At 71.2% G+C, this 19,671-nt stretch carries 16 protein-coding genes; 8 read left to right on the forward strand and 8 right to left on the reverse strand.

From position 1 onward, the window contains the following. Positions 1–4: 4 nt before the first annotated feature. The 4 genes from ABZ883_RS21170 to ABZ883_RS21185 form a co-directional block, all read right to left on the reverse strand. Positions 5–1,369 carry an ABC transporter permease gene (locus ABZ883_RS21170; RefSeq protein ID WP_360908142.1) on the reverse strand — a complete coding sequence of 455 codons (1,365 nt, stop codon included), beginning with the start codon at positions 1,367–1,369 and terminating at the stop codon, positions 5–7. Further along, positions 1,366–2,307, reverse strand: coding sequence for an ABC transporter ATP-binding protein (locus ABZ883_RS21175; protein WP_360908144.1), 942 nt, complete (start codon positions 2,305–2,307; stop codon positions 1,366–1,368). Before ABZ883_RS21175 ends, ABZ883_RS21170 begins: the two co-directional genes overlap by 4 nt. Before the next feature lie 263 nt (positions 2,308–2,570). Next, on the reverse strand, positions 2,571–4,652 hold the full coding sequence (locus ABZ883_RS21180; protein WP_360908146.1) for an NPCBM/NEW2 domain-containing protein: 2,082 nt from the start codon (positions 4,650–4,652) through the stop codon (positions 2,571–2,573). Positions 4,653–5,089: 437 nt separating this feature from the next. Beyond that, on the reverse strand, positions 5,090–5,290 hold the full coding sequence (locus tag ABZ883_RS21185; RefSeq protein WP_360908148.1) for a hypothetical protein: 201 nt from the start codon (positions 5,288–5,290) through the stop codon (positions 5,090–5,092). 306 nt (positions 5,291–5,596) lie between these two features. Here ABZ883_RS21185 and ABZ883_RS21190 point away from each other — a divergent pair, with 306 nt between their 5' ends. Together ABZ883_RS21190 and ABZ883_RS21195 are read left to right on the forward strand one after the other, a co-directional pair. Beyond that, positions 5,597–6,490 (forward strand): LysR family transcriptional regulator, encoded by an 894-nt coding sequence (locus tag ABZ883_RS21190; RefSeq protein WP_360908150.1) that lies wholly within the window; start codon positions 5,597–5,599, stop codon positions 6,488–6,490. A gap of 68 nt (positions 6,491–6,558) precedes the next feature. Further along, positions 6,559–7,044: a hypothetical protein gene (locus ABZ883_RS21195; protein ID WP_360908152.1), complete on the forward strand. Its 486-nt coding sequence runs from the start codon at positions 6,559–6,561 to the stop codon at positions 7,042–7,044. A 78-nt stretch (positions 7,045–7,122) separates the two neighbouring features. Here ABZ883_RS21195 and ABZ883_RS21200 read toward each other — a convergent pair whose 3' ends face one another. From ABZ883_RS21200 to ABZ883_RS21215, 4 genes are all read right to left on the reverse strand, one after another. Then, entirely contained in the window at positions 7,123–8,826 is a 1,704-nt protein-coding gene (locus ABZ883_RS21200) for a methyltransferase (RefSeq protein ID WP_360908154.1), read from the reverse strand. 128 nt (positions 8,827–8,954) lie between these two features. Beyond that, positions 8,955–10,121, reverse strand: a complete 1,167-nt coding sequence (locus tag ABZ883_RS21205) for a 4-hydroxybenzoate 3-monooxygenase (RefSeq protein ID WP_360908255.1) — start codon at positions 10,119–10,121, stop codon at positions 8,955–8,957. 425 nt (positions 10,122–10,546) lie between these two features. Next, a complete protein-coding gene (locus ABZ883_RS21210; RefSeq protein ID WP_360908156.1) occupies positions 10,547–11,590 on the reverse strand; it encodes a LacI family DNA-binding transcriptional regulator in 1,044 nt (347 codons plus the stop codon). A gap of 105 nt (positions 11,591–11,695) precedes the next feature. Beyond that, the gene (locus tag ABZ883_RS21215) at positions 11,696–12,820 is read right to left on the reverse strand and encodes a Gfo/Idh/MocA family oxidoreductase (protein ID WP_360908258.1); all 1,125 of its coding nucleotides are present in this window, start codon (positions 12,818–12,820) and stop codon (positions 11,696–11,698) included. A 394-nt stretch (positions 12,821–13,214) separates the two neighbouring features. On the opposite strand from ABZ883_RS21215, the gene ABZ883_RS21220 reads away from it, so the two are divergent. From ABZ883_RS21220 to ABZ883_RS21245, 6 genes are all read left to right on the forward strand, one after another. Further along, positions 13,215–14,648: an aldehyde dehydrogenase family protein gene (locus ABZ883_RS21220; protein ID WP_360908158.1), complete on the forward strand. Its 1,434-nt coding sequence runs from the start codon at positions 13,215–13,217 to the stop codon at positions 14,646–14,648. Between the two features lie 77 nt (positions 14,649–14,725). Then, the gene (locus ABZ883_RS21225; RefSeq protein WP_360908160.1) at positions 14,726–16,042 is read left to right on the forward strand and encodes a sugar ABC transporter substrate-binding protein; all 1,317 of its coding nucleotides are present in this window, start codon (positions 14,726–14,728) and stop codon (positions 16,040–16,042) included. A gap of 44 nt (positions 16,043–16,086) precedes the next feature. Beyond that, a complete protein-coding gene (locus ABZ883_RS21230) occupies positions 16,087–17,082 on the forward strand; it encodes a sugar ABC transporter permease (RefSeq protein WP_360908162.1) in 996 nt (331 codons plus the stop codon). Beyond that, a complete protein-coding gene (locus tag ABZ883_RS21235; protein WP_360908164.1) occupies positions 17,079–17,969 on the forward strand; it encodes a carbohydrate ABC transporter permease in 891 nt (296 codons plus the stop codon). Before ABZ883_RS21230 ends, ABZ883_RS21235 begins: the two co-directional genes overlap by 4 nt. After that, the gene (locus ABZ883_RS21240) at positions 17,969–18,946 is read left to right on the forward strand and encodes an aldo/keto reductase (RefSeq protein WP_360908166.1); all 978 of its coding nucleotides are present in this window, start codon (positions 17,969–17,971) and stop codon (positions 18,944–18,946) included. The genes ABZ883_RS21235 and ABZ883_RS21240 overlap by 1 nt, the downstream gene beginning before the upstream one ends. Beyond that, the gene (locus ABZ883_RS21245; protein ID WP_360908168.1) at positions 18,943–19,587 is read left to right on the forward strand and encodes a ThuA domain-containing protein; all 645 of its coding nucleotides are present in this window, start codon (positions 18,943–18,945) and stop codon (positions 19,585–19,587) included. Before ABZ883_RS21240 ends, ABZ883_RS21245 begins: the two co-directional genes overlap by 4 nt. Positions 19,588–19,671 lie beyond the last annotated feature (84 nt).

Genomic DNA, 19,671 nt, shown 5'->3' on the forward strand with positions numbered 1-19,671 from the left:
GGAGTTATCCCTTCGAGGTGGGAAGCAGCTCGGCGTTGCCGTCGAACTGCCAGAGCGGGTTCGGCGCGTCCCCGTCGGGGGTGCGCACCAGGAAGTAGCCGTTCACTTCCTTCGGGCCGTCGCCGTCGGCGACGAACCGCCCGTCCGGTGTGATGTCGAGCTGGTAGATGGCCGAGCCGGTGGCCGCCACGCCGGGGAGATGCCAGGAGACGACGCAGCGCCAGTCGTTGCCGGCCCCCTCGGCGCCGGACGCGACCCCGGCCTTGGTGCACGCCGCCGAGGTCTTCAACTGCGCCTCGGTGACCGCCGGCCGGTTGAGCTGGTCGGTCTGCATGCGGTAGAGGTGCGCGAACGCCGTGGCGACCGAGCGCTCCACCTTGTCCTGCTCGATCCCGGAGCCCGTGGCCGAGGTCGTCGTCGCCATCACGACCACGATCGTCGCGGCCGTCAGCCCGGTCAGCGGCAGGACACCGGCGAGGACGGCGCGGCGCCCCGAGCCGTCGTCGGAGAGGTTGGTGAAGTCCCGTCGCAGGAAGAGCGCGTACGCCAGCGCCGTCGCGGTCACCGCCCACACCAGGCTGACCACGACACCGATCAGCAGCGGGGCGAGCTGCTGCGGGCTGGTGAACAGGCCGTTCCAGGAGATGAAGGCGTAGCCGGGCAGCGCGACGCGCACGGCGACGGGGAGCGGCATCATCTGGGCCACCTGCATCGCGAGCGCGACGACCGCGGGCAGCAGCAGACCCATCGGGGACCGCCCGAGCGCGACCGAGCCGAGCAGACCGATCCCGGCCAGAGCGAGGGTCGGGGCGAGCGCACAGGTCCAGGCGAGCAGGACCTGTACCGCGGCGTCCGACGGGGCCAGCAGGTGGCCGTCGAGACCGACCAGCGGCCGGTTGCCGACCGCCAGGAGCCCGCCGACCGTGCTGGAGCAGGCCAGCCCGGCCACGAGCAGCACGAGGACGGTGAGGCTGGCCAGCACCTTCGCCACGAAGATCCGGCGGGGCGAGCGCACCGCCACGAGCAGATGCCGCCAGGTGCCCAGCCGGTCCTCGGAGGCGAACACGTCGCCGGCCACCACCGAGGTCAGCAGCGGCAGCGCCCAGGTGCCGGCGAAACCGAGCATGACCAGCGGCCCGGCCCACCCTGTCGCGAGCATCCACCGGCCGAAGAGGGTGTCGACCGGGAGCGTGCTCTGCTGGCTCACCGCGGCGACGAACAGCGCCGGGGCGATCCAGCAGGCGAGCACCAGCAGACGGATCCGCCACTGGGAGACCAGCTTGACCAGTTCGAAACGGTAGCCGCGCGCGACCGACACGCGCGGAGCGCCGGCGAGGGCGTCGTCGGCGACGATGACGGCCGCGGTCATCGGCCTGCCTCCTGCTGTTCGGTGAGGGCGAGGAACGCCGCCTCCAGGGGCGACACCACGGGGGCGAGCTCGCGCACCGCGATGCCCGCGTGGACGAGTGCCGCCACCAGCGCGTCGAGGGCGGGTACCAGTCCGCGCACGACCAGCAGCTCGGCGTCCTGCCGGGCACCGGTGCCGTCGGCGAGGCGGATCCCGTCCGTCCCGGCCGCGATCTCGCGGGCGGCCTGCGGGTCGGAGGTGCGCAGCCGGTAGTCGAGTTCGCGGTTCTCGGCGGCGAGCTTGCCGAGGGGGCCCGAGAAGACGACCCGTCCGGTGGCGAGGATGGTGACCTCGGAGCAGAGCGCCTCGAGATCGTCCATGTGGTGGCTGGAGATCACCACGCTGGTGCCGTCGTTCGCGAGCCGGTTCAGGACGCCGTGCACGTGTCTCTTCCCGGCCGGGTCGAGGCCGTTGGACGGCTCGTCGAGCACGAGCAACCGCGGCTTGGTGAGCAGGGCGGCGGCGAGCCCGAGCCGCTGGCGCATGCCCAGGGAGAAGCCGCGGGCCCGGTCGTCGGCCACATCGGTGAGCCCGACCTGGTCCAGCGCCTCGTCGATCCCGGGACCGCGGGTGTCCTGCCCGCGCAGTGCGGCCAGTGCGGCGAGGTTCTGGCGGGCGGTGAGCGACGGGTAGAGGCCGGGCCCGTCCACGAAGCCGGCCACCCCGCCGGGGGCGGAGAGCGCCCGCCCGATCGGCGTGCCCAGGATCTCCAGGGTGCCGCCGTCGGCGACCGCCAGTCCCAGCAGCAGCCCCAGCAATGTCGTCTTGCCCGCGCCGTTCGGTCCTACGAGGCCGTGGATCTGGCCCTGCGTCACATCCAGGTCCACGCCGTCGAGTGCGACGACGTCCCCGAAGCGCTTGGCGATCCCGCGAGCGCGGACTGCGAGGAGTGTGTCCATGAGTCCCTTCTTTCGCAACGCCAAAGGACCCTAGGAGGGCACCCGCCCCCGGCAGAGGCCGCGGGTTGAACGTCCATGGAACGGATCGTCAAGGCCTTGGCAAGTCGCCACGCACGAAGGGGACTTCATCGGCCCAGGCACGGACAGAGCCGGGCAGAACCGGGACAGCACGACGCCGTGGCGCAATCGCGCCACGGCGTCGCAAAGCATCGGCGGAGCGGCCGCACCCAGGTGGGGTGCCACGCGGGTGCGGCCGGACCGGATCAGCAGGTGGCGTTCAGACCTGCCCAGTTCGCGCGGTCGTTGTAGCCGCCGTCGCCGGCGTCGCCGACCACGAGGTCGAGGACCCGGACGCCGGTCAGGTCGACGTCGGCCTGGCGGACGTCGTCGCGGCTCAGCACACCGCTGTCGAACAGCACCTTGCCGTCACCGATGATCTGGAAGGTGGACGTGCCTCCCTCCGGGCCGACGTTGCGCACCGCGTCGTCGATGCCGGCGGTCGCGGTCAGCCGGCTGCACTGGTCGCCGAGGTAGTAGCGGATGGTGGAGGGCGAGGCGACCCCGATACCGGTCGGGTAGACCTGGCCGAGCATGCTGATCGGGGACCAGCCGCCGACACTCAGGTCGACCGTCGGGCTCATCCAGCCGCTGGTGGCGCTGATCCACTGGTGGTGCGAGAGGGCGACGTCACCGTGCGGAGCCGCCGGCGCGACCACCAGCCCGGTGGACGTGTCCTGCCGCTGCCGTCCCTTGCCGATCACCTCGTACGACGTCGCGGCGGTCAGCGTCGCGCTGCCCGGCGCTGCCGTCCCGGGCAGGGTGACCGTGAAGGCGAGGGTCGCGGAGTGGTTGGTCGTCAGCAGCAGCGGCGCCTTGCCGACCGGACGGGCCGTCCAGCCGGCGGGCACGGTCAGCTCCACACGCGGAGTCAGGACCGGCTGCGTGCCGTCGTTGCGGACGTTCACCTCGACCCGGACCTGGTCGCCACCGGCGGCCAGGGGAGCGCTTCCGGCCGGGACCGCGTCGGAACCGACCTGCGTCACCTGCGGCAGACCGGCGACGACGTGCGGGAGACCGAGCTTGCCCGTGGCCCGGCCGACCCGGATCAGGGCCGCACCGTGGGCCGGGACGGCGGCACTGATGGTGCCGGCGCTCTCGGTGACCTGGTTGGTCCAGGCGTTCTTCAGGGTGAACCGGTTGCCGGACAGCCCGACCGACGACGCCTTCGTGGTGAGGGTCGCCGGGATGTCGCCGCGGTTCAGCAGCACCACGGCGCGGTCACCGTTGGCCAGCCGCTTCACCCAGGTCTCCGTCGTACCGGCCGGGCCGACACGCACGGCCTGGACACCCGCGGGGTCCTGGTTGATCGCGATGACGTCGGGGTCGGAGAGCGTCGCCAGCGAGGTCTTGCTGAGCTTGCGGATGTCGCTGCCGATCATCAGCGGCGCGGCCGCCGCCGACCACAGCGTCATCTGGGTACGGAACTCCTCGTCGGTCATGCCCAGTTCGGGACCGAGGTAGTCCGGGTCGTTGAAGTGCCCGGGACCCGCGGCCTCGGGGTGCCGCGCGTTCGCGTCGTAGTTGCGCAGCACGTCCTTGTACTTGATCTCACCGACGAAGCCCACGTCGGTGTAGGTCCGCCAGGACTGCGCGATCGCCGGCGCGTAGGACCAGGAGTACGTCGACTGCTGCTCCTCCGGGTAGTTGCCCCAGTCGGGGGAGGTCACCGGGTTGCAGAGGTTGAAGATCATGGGGCGCTTGCTGGCGTTGTTCCGCAGCGCCTGCGCGAACTGGGTGTAGACGGTCTTCGGATCGAGGTTCGCGGCGATGCCGCAGAGGTAGTCCGCCTTGACCGCGTCGAACTCCCAGGCCGCGAACTGGTCGGCGTCACGCTGGTAGTAGCCGTTGCTGCCCAGTCCGCACTTGCCGGGGATGTAGGGGCCGGCGTCGGTGTAGATGCCGGCCTTGAGGCCCTTGGAGTGGATGTAGTCGACGACCGGCTTCAGGCCGTCCGGGAACTGGTCCGGGTTGGGCACCAGGTCGCCGGCCTCGCTGCGCGGTGTCGGGGCCGCCCAGTTGCCGTCGATCCAGACGTACTTGTAGCCGGCGTCGCGCAGGCCACTGCTGACCAGGAAGTCGGCCGTCGACCTGATCTCGGCGTCGGTCGGGTCGCCGCCCAGCGCGTAGTAGGTGTTCCAGCCCATGTACGGCGTCGGGCTCAGCACCTGCTGATTCGCCTGCGTCGTGACGGCGGGCGTGGCGGCCGCCGGGGTCGCGTGGGCGGGCGCCGACACGGCCAGCATGCCGGTCACGAGGGCCAGCACGGCGGTGAGATGTCGTTTCACGTCGGATCCTTCGCTGTCCGAGCGATCAGGCGTGCCGACCCGTCCCTGGTCGTGAGTCCGAGGTACCGCACCCTCGCGAAAGGTGCGGCGGTCGTCCTCGAAGCAGTCAATGCCCGCACGCCTGCGGTCTTGTTGCGAGGATCTTCCAGCCGTCACCGGGTGCGCGTCAATAATAATTCCTAAATTACGAGTTACCAGTTGAGCCTGCCGGGGTACCGGACCGTCCCCCGCGGGACATGCGTGATTCAGGGTCCGCTGAGGGGTGTGCGACGGTTTGCGCGGCGTGTTCTCGTGGGACCGCCGCGCATGGGTGAGGGGTGCGCGACACCGCCGCGCACCCCTCGTGTGCCGTCACGCCGAGTCGGGCCCCGGGTACCGGACGGCCGACTCGCGCGGGAGCGCCCCGCGGCGCGTGGCGGCGGGGCGCTCTGCACGGGTCAGTCGATCTTCTGCCCGTCGTACGTGCCGCCCCTGCAGGTCCAGGTCCCAAAGTCGACTGTTCCGCCGCCCTTCTCGCACTCACCCACGGTGGGGGCGGCGTCGCGGTGGGCGGCGGTGGCGGTGGCGGCGCTTGTCAGGCCGAGTCCGGCGAGGGCTGCCGTGGTGACGACGGCGGCGATGATTCGTCGAATGCGCATGTGGTTCCCCTTTCACGCATTGCCTCGGTTGGGGCACTAGCCAGCTTGATCTTCACCCATGTGGGTGGCACGTCGTGGTGCGCCATTCGGGTGATGGTGATGACCGGTGTACAGGCCCTGACGTGGTGGTTTCCTCAGGTGTTCCGGACGCGGCAGGTTTCGAAACCGGACGTATGCCAGGAGGCGGACCGACCTTGCGCACACGTGCCCGTGCCCCGGGTTCCGTACCACCGGGAACGGGCGTCCTCGCGGGAAGCCGCCCGGAGTCCCGGAGCCCCGGAGGGACGTGCGAGGGACAATGAGCAGGTGGAACTGCGCCAGCTGGAGCACTTCGTCGCCGTCGCCGAGGAAGCGAACTTCACCCGCGCCGCTGCACGGCTGCATGTCGTGCAGTCCGCGGTCTCCGCCACCATCAAGAACCTCGAGCGCGAACTCGGCACGCCACTGCTGGAGCGCACCCCCAAGCGGGTACTGCTCACCGATGCCGGCGCCGCCCTGCTCCCGCGCGCGCACGCCGCTCTCGACGCCGCGCGGGACGCCGCGGAAGCGGTGGCGGAGGTCCGCGGCGGACTGAGCGGCACACTCCGGCTCGGCACAACGACCACGGTGGGGATCATCGACCTCCCCGCGCTCCTCGGCGCATTCCACCGGCGTCACCCCGGCGTGCTCCTGCAGACCGACGCCGCCGCCTCCGGCTCCCAGGGACTGGTCGAGGCCCTCCTCGAACGGCGGCTCGACCTCGTCCTCGTCTCCCTGCCCGGACCGCTGCCCACGGGCATCACGCTGACCCACCTCGTCACCTCGGTGCTCGACCTCGTCGTGCCGGCCCACCATCCGCTCGCGAGCCGCCGCAGCGTGCCGATCAGCGAACTCGCCGGGCTGGACTTCGTCGACTTCGCGGCGGGCTACGGCATCCGGACCATCTCCGACCTGGCCTTCGAGGCCGCCGCCGTGACCCGTCGCGTCGCACTGGAGATCACCGACCTCCCCACCGGAGTGGCCTATGTCCGCAACGGCCTGGGCGTGGCGCTGCTGCCACGGCCCGCACTCGGCACCACCGAGGGTGTCGCCACGCTGACCGTCGACGACGCCGATCTGGACTGGCCCTTCTCCCTGGCGACCGTGTCCGGGCGCAAGCCCACCGCCGCGGCATGCGCCCTGATCGCCCTCGCGCACGAATTCCTCATCTGGCGAGGGTGAGTTGCCGCCCCGGCGACGGGGGAGCCCGGACGCTGTTGCCCCGCTCCGGTCGAAGCTACGATGCGCTCATGCCTGAGCAGTCGCACGACCGCACGAGCCGCACGTGCGCGGTCGAGGACCTGGACTCCCGGTTGCGCACGGCGATCGCGACCCTGACCGGGACCGAACTGCTGGGTGATGCCGCCGCGACCGCGGTCGCCTGCGTGGAGACCCGCAGTGTGCCCCGGCGCCGTTCGGGTGTCTTCGCGCGCCTGCTCGGGGGCGGACCGTCGCACGAGACGCTGACCGCCGCCGTGTTGCTGCCGGGGCACCTGCTTGTGTCGGTCGCCGACCTGGGCACCGGGCGGACCACGGCACTTTCCGGGCGGCTGGCCGACATGACCGTCACCGAGGTCGATCAGCGACTGGCCGTCGACAGCGGGGTGTCGGTGCTGACCCGCTGGTCGAACCGGCCCGAGGCCGAGTCGATGCACGTCGCCCTCGGTGCCGACCCTGCCGGCGTCGCGTTCAAGGACATGCTGCGCCACGCCGTCCGGTCGGCCAAGGCCGGCTGACCGCAGGGGAGTCGCCGGAAGGTCGCACCCCGGCGAACGGGGCGCGGCGGTCGGCCGCGCCCCGCACGCCGGTGGCCCTCACACCGAGGACGTCGGTGTCCCCGCCTTCCTGGCGTGCAGCACATGGCCGTCCAGGGGCAGCGGTGTCCGGTCCACCAGCGCGAGACCGGCGTCGGCGAACAGCCGGGCGTAGTGGGCGGCGCGCCGCTCGCGACCGCCGACGTTGCACATCATGTGGAGATCCCAGGCGGTCGCCAGTGAGGCCGAGCCGTCGGCCGGCAGTACGCGCTCGATCACGAGCAGGTCGGCGTGGTCCGGCATCGCGCGGGCGCAGTGGCGCAGGATGTCGCGGCAGCGCTCGTCGTCCCAGTCGTGCAGGACCCGCGAAAGCAGGTAGACGTTGCCGCCCGCGGGCACGTCCGCGAAGTCACCGGCCCGGAAGGCGCACCGCATGCCGTAGCCGGCTTCGTCGAGCCTGCGGCGCGCTGCCTCGACGGCGTGCGGGCGCTCCAGCAGCACCCCGCTCAGACGCGGGTGCGCGGCGAGGACGCGGCCGAGCAGTTCCCCGTTGCCACCCGCGATGTCGACCACCGTGGCCCCGGCGGGCGCCTCGGCCGCGGCGGCGAGGGCCGGGTGGGCGGGGACCGGGTCGAACATCGCGGATCCGGCGGCCATGGACTGGTCGAAGAGTGCGGCGAGCTCGGGGTCGCGGGCGAAATGGTCGAAGTGGTTCTCCCCGAAGAGGTGCTCGAAGGCGACCTGCCCGGTGCGCACGGTGTGCGCGAGCCCGGCGAAGGACTGGTAGAACGGGCCGCCGTACATCAGGGCCAGCGGTCGCATCGATCCCGCGGCACCCGCACGCAGCAGCGCGCCCAGTTCGGTGAGCCGGAAGCCGTCGCGGCCCTCCTCCACCGCGCCCAGCATCGCGAGATAGCGCAGCAGCGTCGCCAGGTTCCGCGGTCGCGCGCCGATGTCATGGGCCAGCACGTCGACGTCGACGCCTCGCTCGATGTCCATGGCGTCGGGGACCCGGAGCTGGGCGAACACGGCCAGCGCCTGGGTCGTCCACGCCCCGGTCATCAGGCGCAGGAGCGTTTCGGCGGGTTGCCGGACACGGTGTTCCTCGAGGTGGGCGGCGAGCACGTCACGGTAGTCGCCGGGGACGTACAGCTCCACACGCCGGTATCCGGCCTTGGTCTCGTCGGGCGCCGCGAAGTAGAAGACCGTGCCGTTCTCGTGCGGGTTGTAGCCGCCCCCGTCGGGAGTGGCCCCGAACCGGGCGAAGACCGCGCACAGGCCGCGCAGCACCAGCGGATCAGGGGCGGTGACCTGGAAGGCGACATGTGCCTCGTGCTGCCGCTCCCGCTCGTGCGCGGCGATCGTGTCGAGTCCGGAACCCTCCGGCACGGTCAGCGCGAAGACCTCGACCGTCCGGCGCGCCCCGTCCAGGCCGACCACTTCGGGGCGCAGGATGCTGACGTCGAGGTCCGCCGCCCGTCGCCGGTGCCGCAGGGCCAGACGTTCGCGTACGACGACACTCGGTTGCGGCCGCTCGGCCGCGACGAGCCCGCAGCCGGTGAGCATGGTGCGCAACTCGCCCTCGCCCGAAGGGAAGACGAGCAGCGCGGCATGGGAGAAGTGGCAGTGCTCCACCAGGGCCCGCAGCTCCGGGCCGTCGAGCCCGGGCAGCAGCAGCGGGAGCAGGGTGACCGTGTCCTGCTCCTTGACGAAGTCGACCGTCGTGCGCAGGCGGGACGTGTCGCCCGACAACGTCGTGATCATTGAAGGAATCCTCATTCCGGTGTCCGGGTACGCGAAAAATGGCATGGAAGATGGCATGGAAGACGCGCGAAAGACGGCGCGCACGATGAAGGGGGGTGGTGACGGGTGGGAGAGGGGAGAGACGGGCCTCAGATGCCGACGTAGTGCTCGGCGAACCAGTCCTGCCGACTGCGCGACGTACGCAGGGAGTTGATGCGGGAGGCCCGCAGGGAGTTGTGGAACATCGACTCGCCGTCCGAGCCGGACGGGCCGTGCAGCAGCCCGATCATCCACTGCGAGAACTCCTGCGCCCGCCAGATGGAGGTCAGGCACCGCGCGGAGTAGGTGTCGAGCCCGGTGGGGTCGCCGTGGAGCAGGTCGTCGACCAGGGCTCGGGCAAGGATCTCCGCCTCCAGGACGGCCAGGTTGGCGCCCTTCGCCGCGGACGGGCTGATCAGGGCCGCGGCGTCGCCCGCGAGGAACAGCGAACCGTGCCGCAGCGGTTCGAGCACATCGGACTCCAGGTCGACGATGCCTCGCTGCACGACGGGGCCGCGGTGCAGCGGACCGTACTCCTTCGCCCGCATCCGCAGGTCCAGCTCGTCCCAGATGCGTTCCTCGGACCAGGCCTCGGCCGGTGTGCCGCGCTCGCACTGCAGGTAGTAGCGGGTGATCTCGCTCGTGCGCGCCATGTGCCCGGCGAAACCGCGCTCGTGCACCGCGTAACCGACGGCGTCCAGGCTCGGCGGTGCCTCGGCGAGCAGTCCGAGCCAGGTGACACCGTGGTCGCAGTGGTACCGGCGCACCGAACCGGCCGGCAGCGAACGCCGTGCCGCGCCGTGCCGCCCGTCGCACCCGGCGACGTACCGCGCCTGCCACCGGCCGGGCCGCCCGTCCCCCTCGCGCACGCTCACCGACGGCCGGTCGCTGTCGGCGTCCTGGACCTCCAGCGCCTCGGTGCCGAAGACGACCCGCCCACCGGAGTCCAGGAACCGCGTCAGCAGATCGGTGACGAGATCCTGCTGGGGGTAGACGGTGTGCCGCTCGCCGAGCCCGAGTTCGCTGTAGTCCAGCCGGAACCGGCCGTCCGCGGTGCGGAACTCGCAGGTGCTGTGGGCCTGTCCGCGCCGCCGCAGCCCCTCGGCCAGACCGTGCCGCTCCAGGATCCGCACGGTGTTGGCCGCCAGGAACCCGGCGCGGGCCCGGGTCTGGATGTGCGCGCGCTCGGCGCGCTCCAGGACGACGCAGTCGATCCCGCTGTCGTGGAGGAGGTTGCCGAGCACCAGCCCGGCCGGTCCGGCGCCGAGGACGACCACGTCGGCCGCCCTCCAGTTCTGCCCGTTGATCACGAAACGGGATCGTAGGTGATGCAAGATGACTTACCGGACAGGAATCACCCGAATGGCCGGACCCATCTCAAGGTGCATGGTGTGCGGGTGCGGGACCGGGACGGCAACAGCGGGGGCATGTGCGGCCGGACCGGCTCTCACCAGCCATGACGTCCGTTTCCGTAGGGGCCGGGGCCGAAAACACCATGAGGCCTGCGGCTCGACCGGGCGCGATGACCGGGCCGGCCACGACCCAGATGATCGCGAGAAGCCGAGTGAGCTGCGCTTCGCGACCGTGCACCCACGTCAACGAAGCCCCAGGCGCGCCCAGTTGATGCCCACTCCGCTTCTCGACCCGGCTCCGGGCCCAGGCCGGGTCCCGGCGGTCAGCCGTCGAGGTACGGCAACGCCACTCAGCCGCGCGGTCGCGGAGGTTTCGTGCTCGCCCGCAGGATCACGCGACCGGCGACCCGGGTGACCGACTGCTCCGGGGCGTCCGACGCCAGGGACATCTCGATCGCGCGCCGGCCCATCTCGCGCAGCGGCAGCCCGACCGTGGTCAGACCGGGGTCGTGGTCGCGCAGGGTCGGGATGTCGTCGAAGCCGGCGACCAGGACGTCGCGCGGGGTCCGCAGACCGGCCTCCCGGAAGGCGGCCATCGCGCCCAGCGCCATCACGTCGTTCACCGCGAAGACGCACGCCCCCCACCGGCGTTCCGGGCGGAGCGTGGCGAGGACCTCCTGCGCGGCGTCGTAGCCCCCGTCCCTGGTGAACTCGCCGTGCACCACCGCCACCGGTCTGTGGCCCGCACGCCGCAGTTCCCTGACGAAGCCACTGGTGCGCTCGACGGCCGTCGCCAGCTTCTGCGGCCCGGCCAGGACGACGAAGTCGGTGGTGCCCTGCTCGATCAGCGCCTTGGCCAATGCGGCCGCCCCGGCGCGGTTCTCCGGCGTGACGGTGTGCGCGCCCGGCAGCCGCTGGCCGATGACGGAGACCCGCCCGCCGAGTTCCCGGTAGCGGTCGAGCAGGAGCGTCAGCCGCTGCTGGTCCCGCACCCCGTCGTCGGTGTGCAGCCGCGAGCCGGCCAGGATGATGGCGTCCGTACGGTGGCTGAGGAACGCCTCGACCGCCCGGACCTCCTGCTCGGTGCTGCGCAGCGTGGTCGTGAGCAGCACTTGGAGGTCCCGCTGCGAGGCCTCGGCCTGCACGCCCGAGGCGATGGTCGAGAAGTACGGGTCGGCGATGTCGTGGACGACCAGCCCCACCAGGCCCGTACGGGCGCCCGCCAGCGCCCGCGCTTGGGCGTTGGAGACGTAGCCGAGCTCCGCCGCCGCCCGGCGGACCGCCTCGGCGACCGCCGGGGAGGGGCGGCGGCTGGAGCCGTTGAGCACGCGGGAGGCCGTCGACTGCGAGACGCCCGCGCGGTTGGCTACGTCGGTGAGGGTCACCCCGGCCACGCGTTCACCTTTTCGTGTTGGTCGTTCCACTGGTCGGTCGGGTCAGCGCCGCGACTGTCCGCATCCTGTCACCGTCCGCGGGTGACCGTCCCGGCGGCGCCGGGGTCACAGGACACCCTCCGGGACCTGCATCCGGCGGCCCTCGGCCGACGAACGCAGCGCAAGTTCCGCGAGCTGCACCCCGCGTGCCGCGGAGACCAGGTCGTGGCGGTGCGGCCGGCCGGCCGCGACGTCCCGCAGGAACTCCTCCCACTGCAGCTTGAACCCGTTGTCCAGCTCGGCGTTGGCCGGCACGTCGAGCCACTGGTCGCGGAACGGTTCGGTGACCGGGAGGTCCGGGTTCCACACCGGCCGCGGGGTGTGCGAGCGGTGCTGGGCCACGCATCCGCGCAGGCCCGCGACCGCCGAGCCGTGGGTGCCGTCGACCTGGAACTCGACGAGTTCGTCGCGGTGCACACGCACCGCCCAGGACGAGTTGATCTGTGCGATGACGCCGCCGTCGATCTCGAAGATGCCGTACACCGCGTCGTCCGCGGTCGCCCGGTACTCGCGCCCCTGCTCGTCCCAGCGGACCGGGATGTGCGTGGCGGTCCTGGCGGTGACCGCGCGGACCGGGCCCAGCAGGTTCTCCAGGACGTAGCTCCAGTGGCAGTACATGTCGACGGTGACTCCGCCGCCGTCCTCACTGCGGTAGTTCCACGACGGGCGCTGGGCCTCCTGCACGTCGCCCTCGAAGACCCAGTAGCCGAACTCGCCGCGCAGGGACAGGATCCGGCCGAAGAAGCCCTCGTCGATCAGCCGGCGCAGCTTGATCAGGCCGGGCAGGTAGAGCTTGTCGTGCACCACGCCGGCCACCAGGCCCGAGTCACGGGCCAGCGCGGCCAGCGCGGCCGCCTGCTCCAGCGTCGGGGCGACCGGCTTCTCCACGAAGACGTGCTTGCCCGCCTCGATCGCACTGCGCAGGGCCGCCGGGCGCTGAGCGGTCACCTGCGCGTCGAAGTAGACGTCGACGGACGGGTCCTTGAGCACCTGCGCCAGGTCGGTGCTCCACCGCTGCACCTGGTGGCGCCGGGCGATCTCGCGCAGGCGCCCCTCGTCGCGTCCGACCAGAACCGGTTCCACCTGCAGGCGCGTGCCGTCGGGCAGCAGCACGCCGCCCTGCTCCCGGATCTCCAGAATTGAGCGGGTGAGGTGCTGCCGGTACCCCATGCGGCCCGTCACGCCGTTCATGGCGATGCGCAGAGTGTCCGAGGCCGATGTCGATGCCACTGTGCCTCCGCAAGCGTGGGAATGCGTATTCCCACCGTAGGTTTCCGGTGTTTCGGCAGTCAAGGGAGCCACTCCGAACCGGCCGGGATCCCGCACATGTTCGGCTCCCGGTGACGGGCCGGGACCGGATCGGGCGGCAGTTGGGGCCGGTCGTCTCCCGTCCAGCCCCGCTTCGAAGCACCAACAAGGACGCTTTTGCCGCTTTCACGTCATTCGTTCCACGCCGGTTCCGCGGATCCCGATCCGGCCCTTGACACCACCCGAAGGGGCTCCTACTTTCGCCGGAAAGCGCATTCCCAACCCGCGAAAAGCAACACCGGACCCGCGAACGAAACACACGTACAGGGGTGCTCCGATGAGTCATGCGCGTACCGCGGCGGTGGACTACACCGCCGAGGTGTTCATCGACGGCCGGTTCGAACCTCCCGCATCCGACTGGCTGCCCGTCCTCGACAAGGGATCCGGGGCCGCGTTCGGCCGCTACGGCAACGCGTCCGCGGCACAGGTCGACCGCGCGGTCGCCGCGGCCCGACGGGCCCAGCCGGAGTGGGGGGACACCGACGCCAACACCCGGTGCGCCCTGCTCCGGGCCTTCGCCGCCGAGCTGGGCCGCCGCCACGACGAGCTGATCGAGCTCATCGTCCGGGAGACCGGCGGCACCACCGAGAAGGCCGAGGAAGAGCTCGACCAGGCCGTCAACCAGCTGCTCAACTCCGCCACCCAGCTCACCGAGAACGCCGGCTCGATCCTTCCCCCGTACAAGGGCGGCAAGATCTCCCTGTCCCGCGCCGTCCCGCTGGGCGTCATCGGCCTCATCGTCCCCTGGAACTACCCGATGAGCCTGGCGATGCGGGCTGTGGCACCAGGACTGGCCTACGGGAACGCCGTCGTCCTCAAGCCCGCCGAGCTCACCCCGATCGCCGGCGGCCAGGTGCTCGCCGAGGCGGCCCGCGCCGCCGGGATACCGGACGGCGTGTTCGCCGTACTGCCCGGCGACGGGCCGGGCACCGGCGGCGCGCTCTACCGGCACCCCGGACTGGACCTCATCCACTTCACCGGGTCCTTCGAGGTCGGCCGCGAGATCACGGACTTCGGCGTCCGCGCGGGCAAGGCCGTCGTGACCGAACTCGGCGGCGACAACGCCTTCGTCGTGCTCGACGACGCGGACATCGACCAGGCTGCCGCCTGCGCGATCTGGTCCTCGCTGTGGTACCAGGGCCAGACGTGCATCAGCGCGGGGAGGCACATCGTCCACCGGGAGGTTGCCGACGCCTTCACCGAGGCCGTCGTGGAGCGGGTCCGGGGGCTCCGCGTCGGCGACCCGCTGCGCGACGAGGTCGACCTCGGCCCCGTGATCAGCGCCGTCCAGCGCGCCCGCTTCCACGACGGACTCGTCGAACCGTCCGTCGCGGCCGGCGCGAAGATCGCGGTGGGCGGCACGTACGACGGGCAGTTCTACCAGCCGACCGTGCTCACGGACGTCACGCCGCAGATGCCCGTCTTCCGCGAGGAGACCTTCGGGCCCGTCATGCCCATCACCGTGGTGGACTCCGAGGCCGAGGCCCTCGAACTCGTCAACCGCCACCGCACCCTGATGAACTCGGTCTTCACCGGCGACCCGCTCCGCGGTCTCGCCTTCGCCGAACGCGTCGCCAGCAACGAGGTGCACGTCAACGACGGCTACGCCCGTCACGGCGGCGAGGGACAGCTCGCCGCGTTCACCCGCCGGCAGTGGGTCGGCCTGCAGACATCCCCGGTGTCCTACCCGGCCTGGGCGCAGGGGAGTTAGCCCCCGGCGGTACACCCGGCACAACCGGCACCAGGCCACCGCGACCAGGCAACCACACCGTCAAAGGAGACACCGAAGTGCTCGGGGGCTATCTCAGAAGAACGGCAATCCTCGCTCTGGCCGCCACCACGGCCCTGACCGCCCTGGCCGCCTGCGGCTCGTCGAAGGACTCCGCGGGCGGGAAGGACGCCGGACCCATCACGCTGACCTACGTCAACTGGGACGGCGGCATGCAGGACGTGGTGGACGAGTGGAACCGGCTCAACCCGAAGGTGCAGGTGAAGCTCAGCAAGCCGTCCGGCACGGGCTACACGCTGTACAACAAGCTGATCACCAACAACCGGGCCGGCACCAACCCGGACATCACCGAGGTCGAGTACCAGGCGCTGCCCGCCCTGATCGCGAACAAGGTGGTGGTGCCGATCGACGACTGGGTGGGTGACATCTCGGGCGACTTCGACAAGGCATCCCTCGCTCAGGTGCAGTTCGAGGGCAAGACCTACGGTGTACCCCAGAACATCTGCCCGATGGTCTTCTTCTACCGCAAGGACGTCTTCGACAAGCTCGGCCTCAAGGCGCCGACCACATGGGACGAGTACGCGGCCGCCGCCCGGACCATCCACCAGCGCAACCCCAAGCAGTTCATCGGCAACGTCACCGCCGCCGACGCGGGATGGTTCGCGGGACTGGCCCAGCAGGCGGGGGCCGACTGGTGGACGGCCTCGGGCAACAAGTGGACGGTCGCCATCGACGACGCCCCCACGAAGAAGGTCGCCGACTACTGGGGCGACCTGGTTCAGAAGGGGCTGGTCAGCCCGGAGCCGAACTGGTCCCCGCAGTGGAACACCGACATGAACAACGGCACTCTCGTCGGCTGGGTCAGCGCGCAGTGGGCGCCCAACCAGTTGCCCGGCATCGCCAAGGACACCGCCGGCAAGTGGGTCGCCGCGCCGCTGCCCGCCTGGACCGCGGGCGACAAGACCGTCGGCATCTGGGGCGGCGAGACCGAAGCGGTGACCGCCAACTCCAAGCACCCGGAGGAAGCGGCCAAGTTCGTCAAGTGGATGAACTCCTCCGCGGGCGGCGCGAAGATCCTCATCGAGAAGGTCAACGCGTTCCCCGCCTCGAAGACCAACCAACAGTCGGACGCCCTCAAGACGCCGCCGCCGTTCATGTCCAACCAGCCGGACTACTACACCCTGATGGCTCAGCAGGCGGCCAACGTGCGGACCTTCCAGATCTGGGGCCCGAACGCCAATGTCACCTTCGACAGCTACTCCAACGCCTTCGCCGCCGCGTTGCAGAACAAGACGCCGCTGTCCGCGGCACTGACCGAGATGCAGAAAGCGACGGTCGACGACATGAAGCAGCGCGGCTTCGACGTCACCGGCTGACCGACGCCGCCGCCCCCAGCCCCACACGACAGGAGGACGGGTTCATGAGCGCCATCGAGGAGCAGGCAGGTCCACGCCCCAGGCCCGGCACACGGCCCCCGGGCGCGGGTCCCCGCCGGCTCCGCGGTGGCCTCGCCCCCGCCTCTGGCCCCCGGCCCCGGGGGCGACGGCGCACGCTGCTGCCGCAGTTCCTGCTCCTGCCCGCAGTGCTGCTGTTCCTGCTGTTCACCGTCGCCCCCGGCCTCTACGCCCTCTACCTCAGCTTCCTCAAACCGCAGATCGGCGGCGGCCTGCTCGGCAACGAGGACCCGCACGACGTCTTCGCGGGCCTGGAGAACTACCGGGCCACCCTCGCCGACTCCGAGTTCTGGCACAGCATCCTGCGGATGCTGACGGTCGCGGGCATCGGCGTGCCCGCCACGATCTTCTTCGCCACCCTGTTCGCGCTCTGCCTCGACGCGAAGCGCGCACGGCTGGTCGGCATCGCACGACTGGCCATCTTCCTGCCGTACGCCGTACCGGGTGTCATCGCCTCACTGCTGTGGGGCTTCATGTACCTGCCGGCGACCAGCCCCATCGGCGGTGACCACGTCGACTACTTCGGCTCCGCCGAGGTGTTCTTCTCGGTCGCCAACGTGGCGGTGTGGGGCGTCCTCGGCTTCAACATGGTCGTGCTGTACACCACGCTGCGCAGTCTGCCGCGCGAACTGTTCGAGGCCGCCGAGATCGACGGCGCGAGTGAGCTGCAGATCGCGCTGCGCATCAAACTGCCGCTGCTGGCGCCGACCATGACCCTGGTGACGGTGTTCTCACTGATCGGCGCGCTCCAGCTGTTCAACGAACCGACCACGCTGAAGCCCATCGCCAACGCGATCAGCTCGACCTGGGTGCCACTGATGCGCGTCTACACCGACGCCTTCGTCAACAACGACATCCACAAGGGAGCGGCCACCTCGTTCCTGCTCATCGTCATGACCGTCACGGCCACCGCCGTCGCCAACCTGCTCCTGCGCAGGATGTCCCGAAGGAGTGAGCGATGACCGCCGTCACCACCGGCCCCGCCGCGGAGGCCGCGCGCCGGCGGCCCGCCTCCGGCCGGGTCAACCTGGTCCCCACGATCATCCTGGCCCTCGGCGCCCTCTACTGCGTGCTGCCCGTGCTCTGGATCGTGATCGCGTCCACCAAGACCAACGACGAGCTGTTCTCCACGCCGCCCTTCCAGCCCGCCTTCCACGGCGGTTTCGTCTCCAACATCCAGGCGCTGTTCACCTACAACGACGGCATCTTCGTCCGCTGGGCGTTCAACTCCGTCGTGTACGCCTTCGGTGGCGCCGCGCTGTCGACGGCCATCTGCGGCTGCGCCGGGTACGCGCTCGGCAAGTACCGCTTCCCCGGCAGCATCTGGACGTTCCGGATCATCGTCGGCGCGGTCCTGCTCCCGCAGATCGTGCTCGCCATTCCCCAGTTCCTGATGCTGGCGAAGGTCGGCATGACCAACAACTACGCGGCGGTCATCCTGCCGCAGCTGGTCAGCCCGTTCGCCATCTACCTGTGCAAGATCTACGCGGAGGCCTCGGTCAGCGACGAGATCCTGGAGGCGGCCCGCGTCGACGGGGGCTCGGAGGCGCGGATCTTCCTGTCCATCGGCACCCGCCTCATGGCGCCGGCCCTGGTGACCGTGTTCCTCCTGCAGTTCATCGCCATCTGGAACAACTTCCTGCTGCCGTTCGTCATGCTCAACACCGACCGCCTCTACCCGCTCACCGAGGGCCTGTACGGGCTGCTGATCATCACCGGCGGCCAGGCCGCGCAGTACTCCATCGTCATCATCGGAGTACTGTTGTCGATCATCCCGCTGGCACTGCTGTTCCTGTCGCTGCAGCGCTACTGGCGGGTCGACCTGCTCTCCGGGGGAGTGAAGGCCTGATGCGTCACGGTGCCGGCCCCCGGCCCGCGGTGGCGGCGCTGCCCCGCCTGGGCTTCGGGGCGGCGGCCATCGCGCAGCCGCCCGTACCGGACGACCAGGCCGCGGAGTGTCTTGACGCGGCATGGGACAGCGGGTTCCGCTACTTCGACACCGCGCCCATGTACGGCGACGGACGCTCGGAACTGCTCCTCGGGCGGATGCTGCGGGACCGGCCGCGCGACTCCTACCTGCTCAGCACCAAGGTCGGCCGGCTGGTGCGCCCCGGCCACCCCGACACGGCGCGCACCGGCGCCGGCTGGATCTACGACTTCAGCCACGACGCGGTGCGCACCTCCCTCGACGAGAGCCTGCGGCGGCTGGGCGTCGACCGGGTGGACCTGGTCTTCCTCCACGACCCCGACCACCACTGGGAACAGGCCCTGAACGGCGCGTGGCCCGCCCTCGCGCAGCTGCGGGACGAGGGCGTGATCGGCGCGGTGGGGGTCGGCATGACCCAGGCCCCCATGCTTGCCCGGTTCATCCGGGAGACCGACATCGACATCGTGCTGGCGGCCGGCGTCTACACCCTGCTCGACACACAGGCCCGCCTCGAACTGCTGCCCGCGGCCGAACGGCGGGGCGTCAAGGTCGTCGCCGCCCAGTCCCTGCACGGCGGGCTGATCGACGGAGTGGCGCATCCGCAGTTCCGCTACCGGCCGGTGACCGAGGAGATCCGCGCGAGGGTGGCGCGGATCGCGCGCGTCTGCCGCGAGTTCGGTGTGCCGACCGCCGCCGCCGCACTCCAGTTCCCGCTGGGGCACCCCGCCGTCTCCTGCGTCCTGACCGGACCCGCCTCGTACGACCAGGTCCGGCAGAACCTCGACTGGGCGACGACCGACGTCCCGCCCGCCCTGTGGCGCCGGCTCCGCGAGGAAGGCCTGCTGCCCCCGGTACCCGTTCCCGCCGCGCCCGCGGCCCGCCCCTGGAGCATCCCGTGAAGCACATCGTCGTCCTCTCCGGCGTGACGGGGGCCGACGACCCCTGGCACGACTTCACGGCGACCTCGCGGGCCCTCGCGTCCTGCCTGGACGACGCCGGCTGGACGTGCGCCGTCGCGACCACCGACCGGTCCGACCGCGCGGACCTGCCGGACGCCGACCTGCTGATCGTCAACAGCGGGCTCGACTCGCTCCCGGGGCCGCCGACCGGACCGCCGACGGCACTCCTCGACTACCTGGCCTCCGACCGTCCGCTCCTGGGCGTGCACACCGCGGCCAACACCTTCGGGGCGGTCCCCGCATGGACGGAACGCCTCGGGGTGCGCTGGGTGACGGGCCTGTCGATGCACCCCCCGATCGGCCCGCAGCGACTGACCCCGGCGGCAGGGCCCGTGCTGGCCGGACTCGGCGAGATCGCGGTCCACGACGAGCTCTACAGCCATCTGGAACTGCTGCGGGAGGCCGACGTGCTCCTGGCGCACACCCTCGACGGCCGCGACCACCCGCTGGTGCTCGCCCGGCAGGACGGCCGCCGGCGCACCGTCTACGACGCGCTCGGGCACGGCGTCGAGTCCTACGCGTCCGCCACCCGCCGCGAACTGCTCCGCCGCGAGGTCCGCTGGCTCCTCGCCGAGACCTGATCCACCCGGCATGGCGAGGGCTTGCGCGGTGGGGCGGTTGTAAGGCGCCGTGGAAGACTGCGCTGAACACGATGTCTCTGTATC

It is taken from the genome of Streptomyces sp. NPDC046977 (assembly GCF_040644455.1).
Lineage (GTDB): Bacteria > Actinomycetota > Actinomycetes > Streptomycetales > Streptomycetaceae > Actinacidiphila.

Bases quoted from the DNA above. Each gene is read 5' to 3' on its own strand.
- ABZ883_RS21170 (WP_360908142.1), bottom strand. From the start codon at position 1,369: ATGACCGCGGCCGTCATCGTCGCCGACGACGCCCTCGCCGGCGCTCCG.
- ABZ883_RS21175 (WP_360908144.1), bottom strand. From the start codon at position 2,307: ATGGACACACTCCTCGCAGTCCGCGCTCGCGGGATCGCCAAGCGCTTC.
- ABZ883_RS21185 (WP_360908148.1), bottom strand. From the start codon at position 5,290: ATGCGCATTCGACGAATCATCGCCGCCGTCGTCACCACGGCAGCCCTC.
- ABZ883_RS21195 (WP_360908152.1), top strand. From the start codon at position 6,559: ATGCCTGAGCAGTCGCACGACCGCACGAGCCGCACGTGCGCGGTCGAG.
- ABZ883_RS21200 (WP_360908154.1), bottom strand. From the start codon at position 8,826: ATGATCACGACGTTGTCGGGCGACACGTCCCGCCTGCGCACGACGGTC.
- ABZ883_RS21215 (WP_360908258.1), bottom strand. From the start codon at position 12,820: ATGAACGGCGTGACGGGCCGCATGGGGTACCGGCAGCACCTCACCCGC.
- ABZ883_RS21220 (WP_360908158.1), top strand. From the start codon at position 13,215: ATGAGTCATGCGCGTACCGCGGCGGTGGACTACACCGCCGAGGTGTTC.
- ABZ883_RS21230 (WP_360908162.1), top strand. From the start codon at position 16,087: ATGAGCGCCATCGAGGAGCAGGCAGGTCCACGCCCCAGGCCCGGCACA.
- ABZ883_RS21235 (WP_360908164.1), top strand. From the start codon at position 17,079: ATGACCGCCGTCACCACCGGCCCCGCCGCGGAGGCCGCGCGCCGGCGG.
- ABZ883_RS21240 (WP_360908166.1), top strand. From the start codon at position 17,969: ATGCGTCACGGTGCCGGCCCCCGGCCCGCGGTGGCGGCGCTGCCCCGC.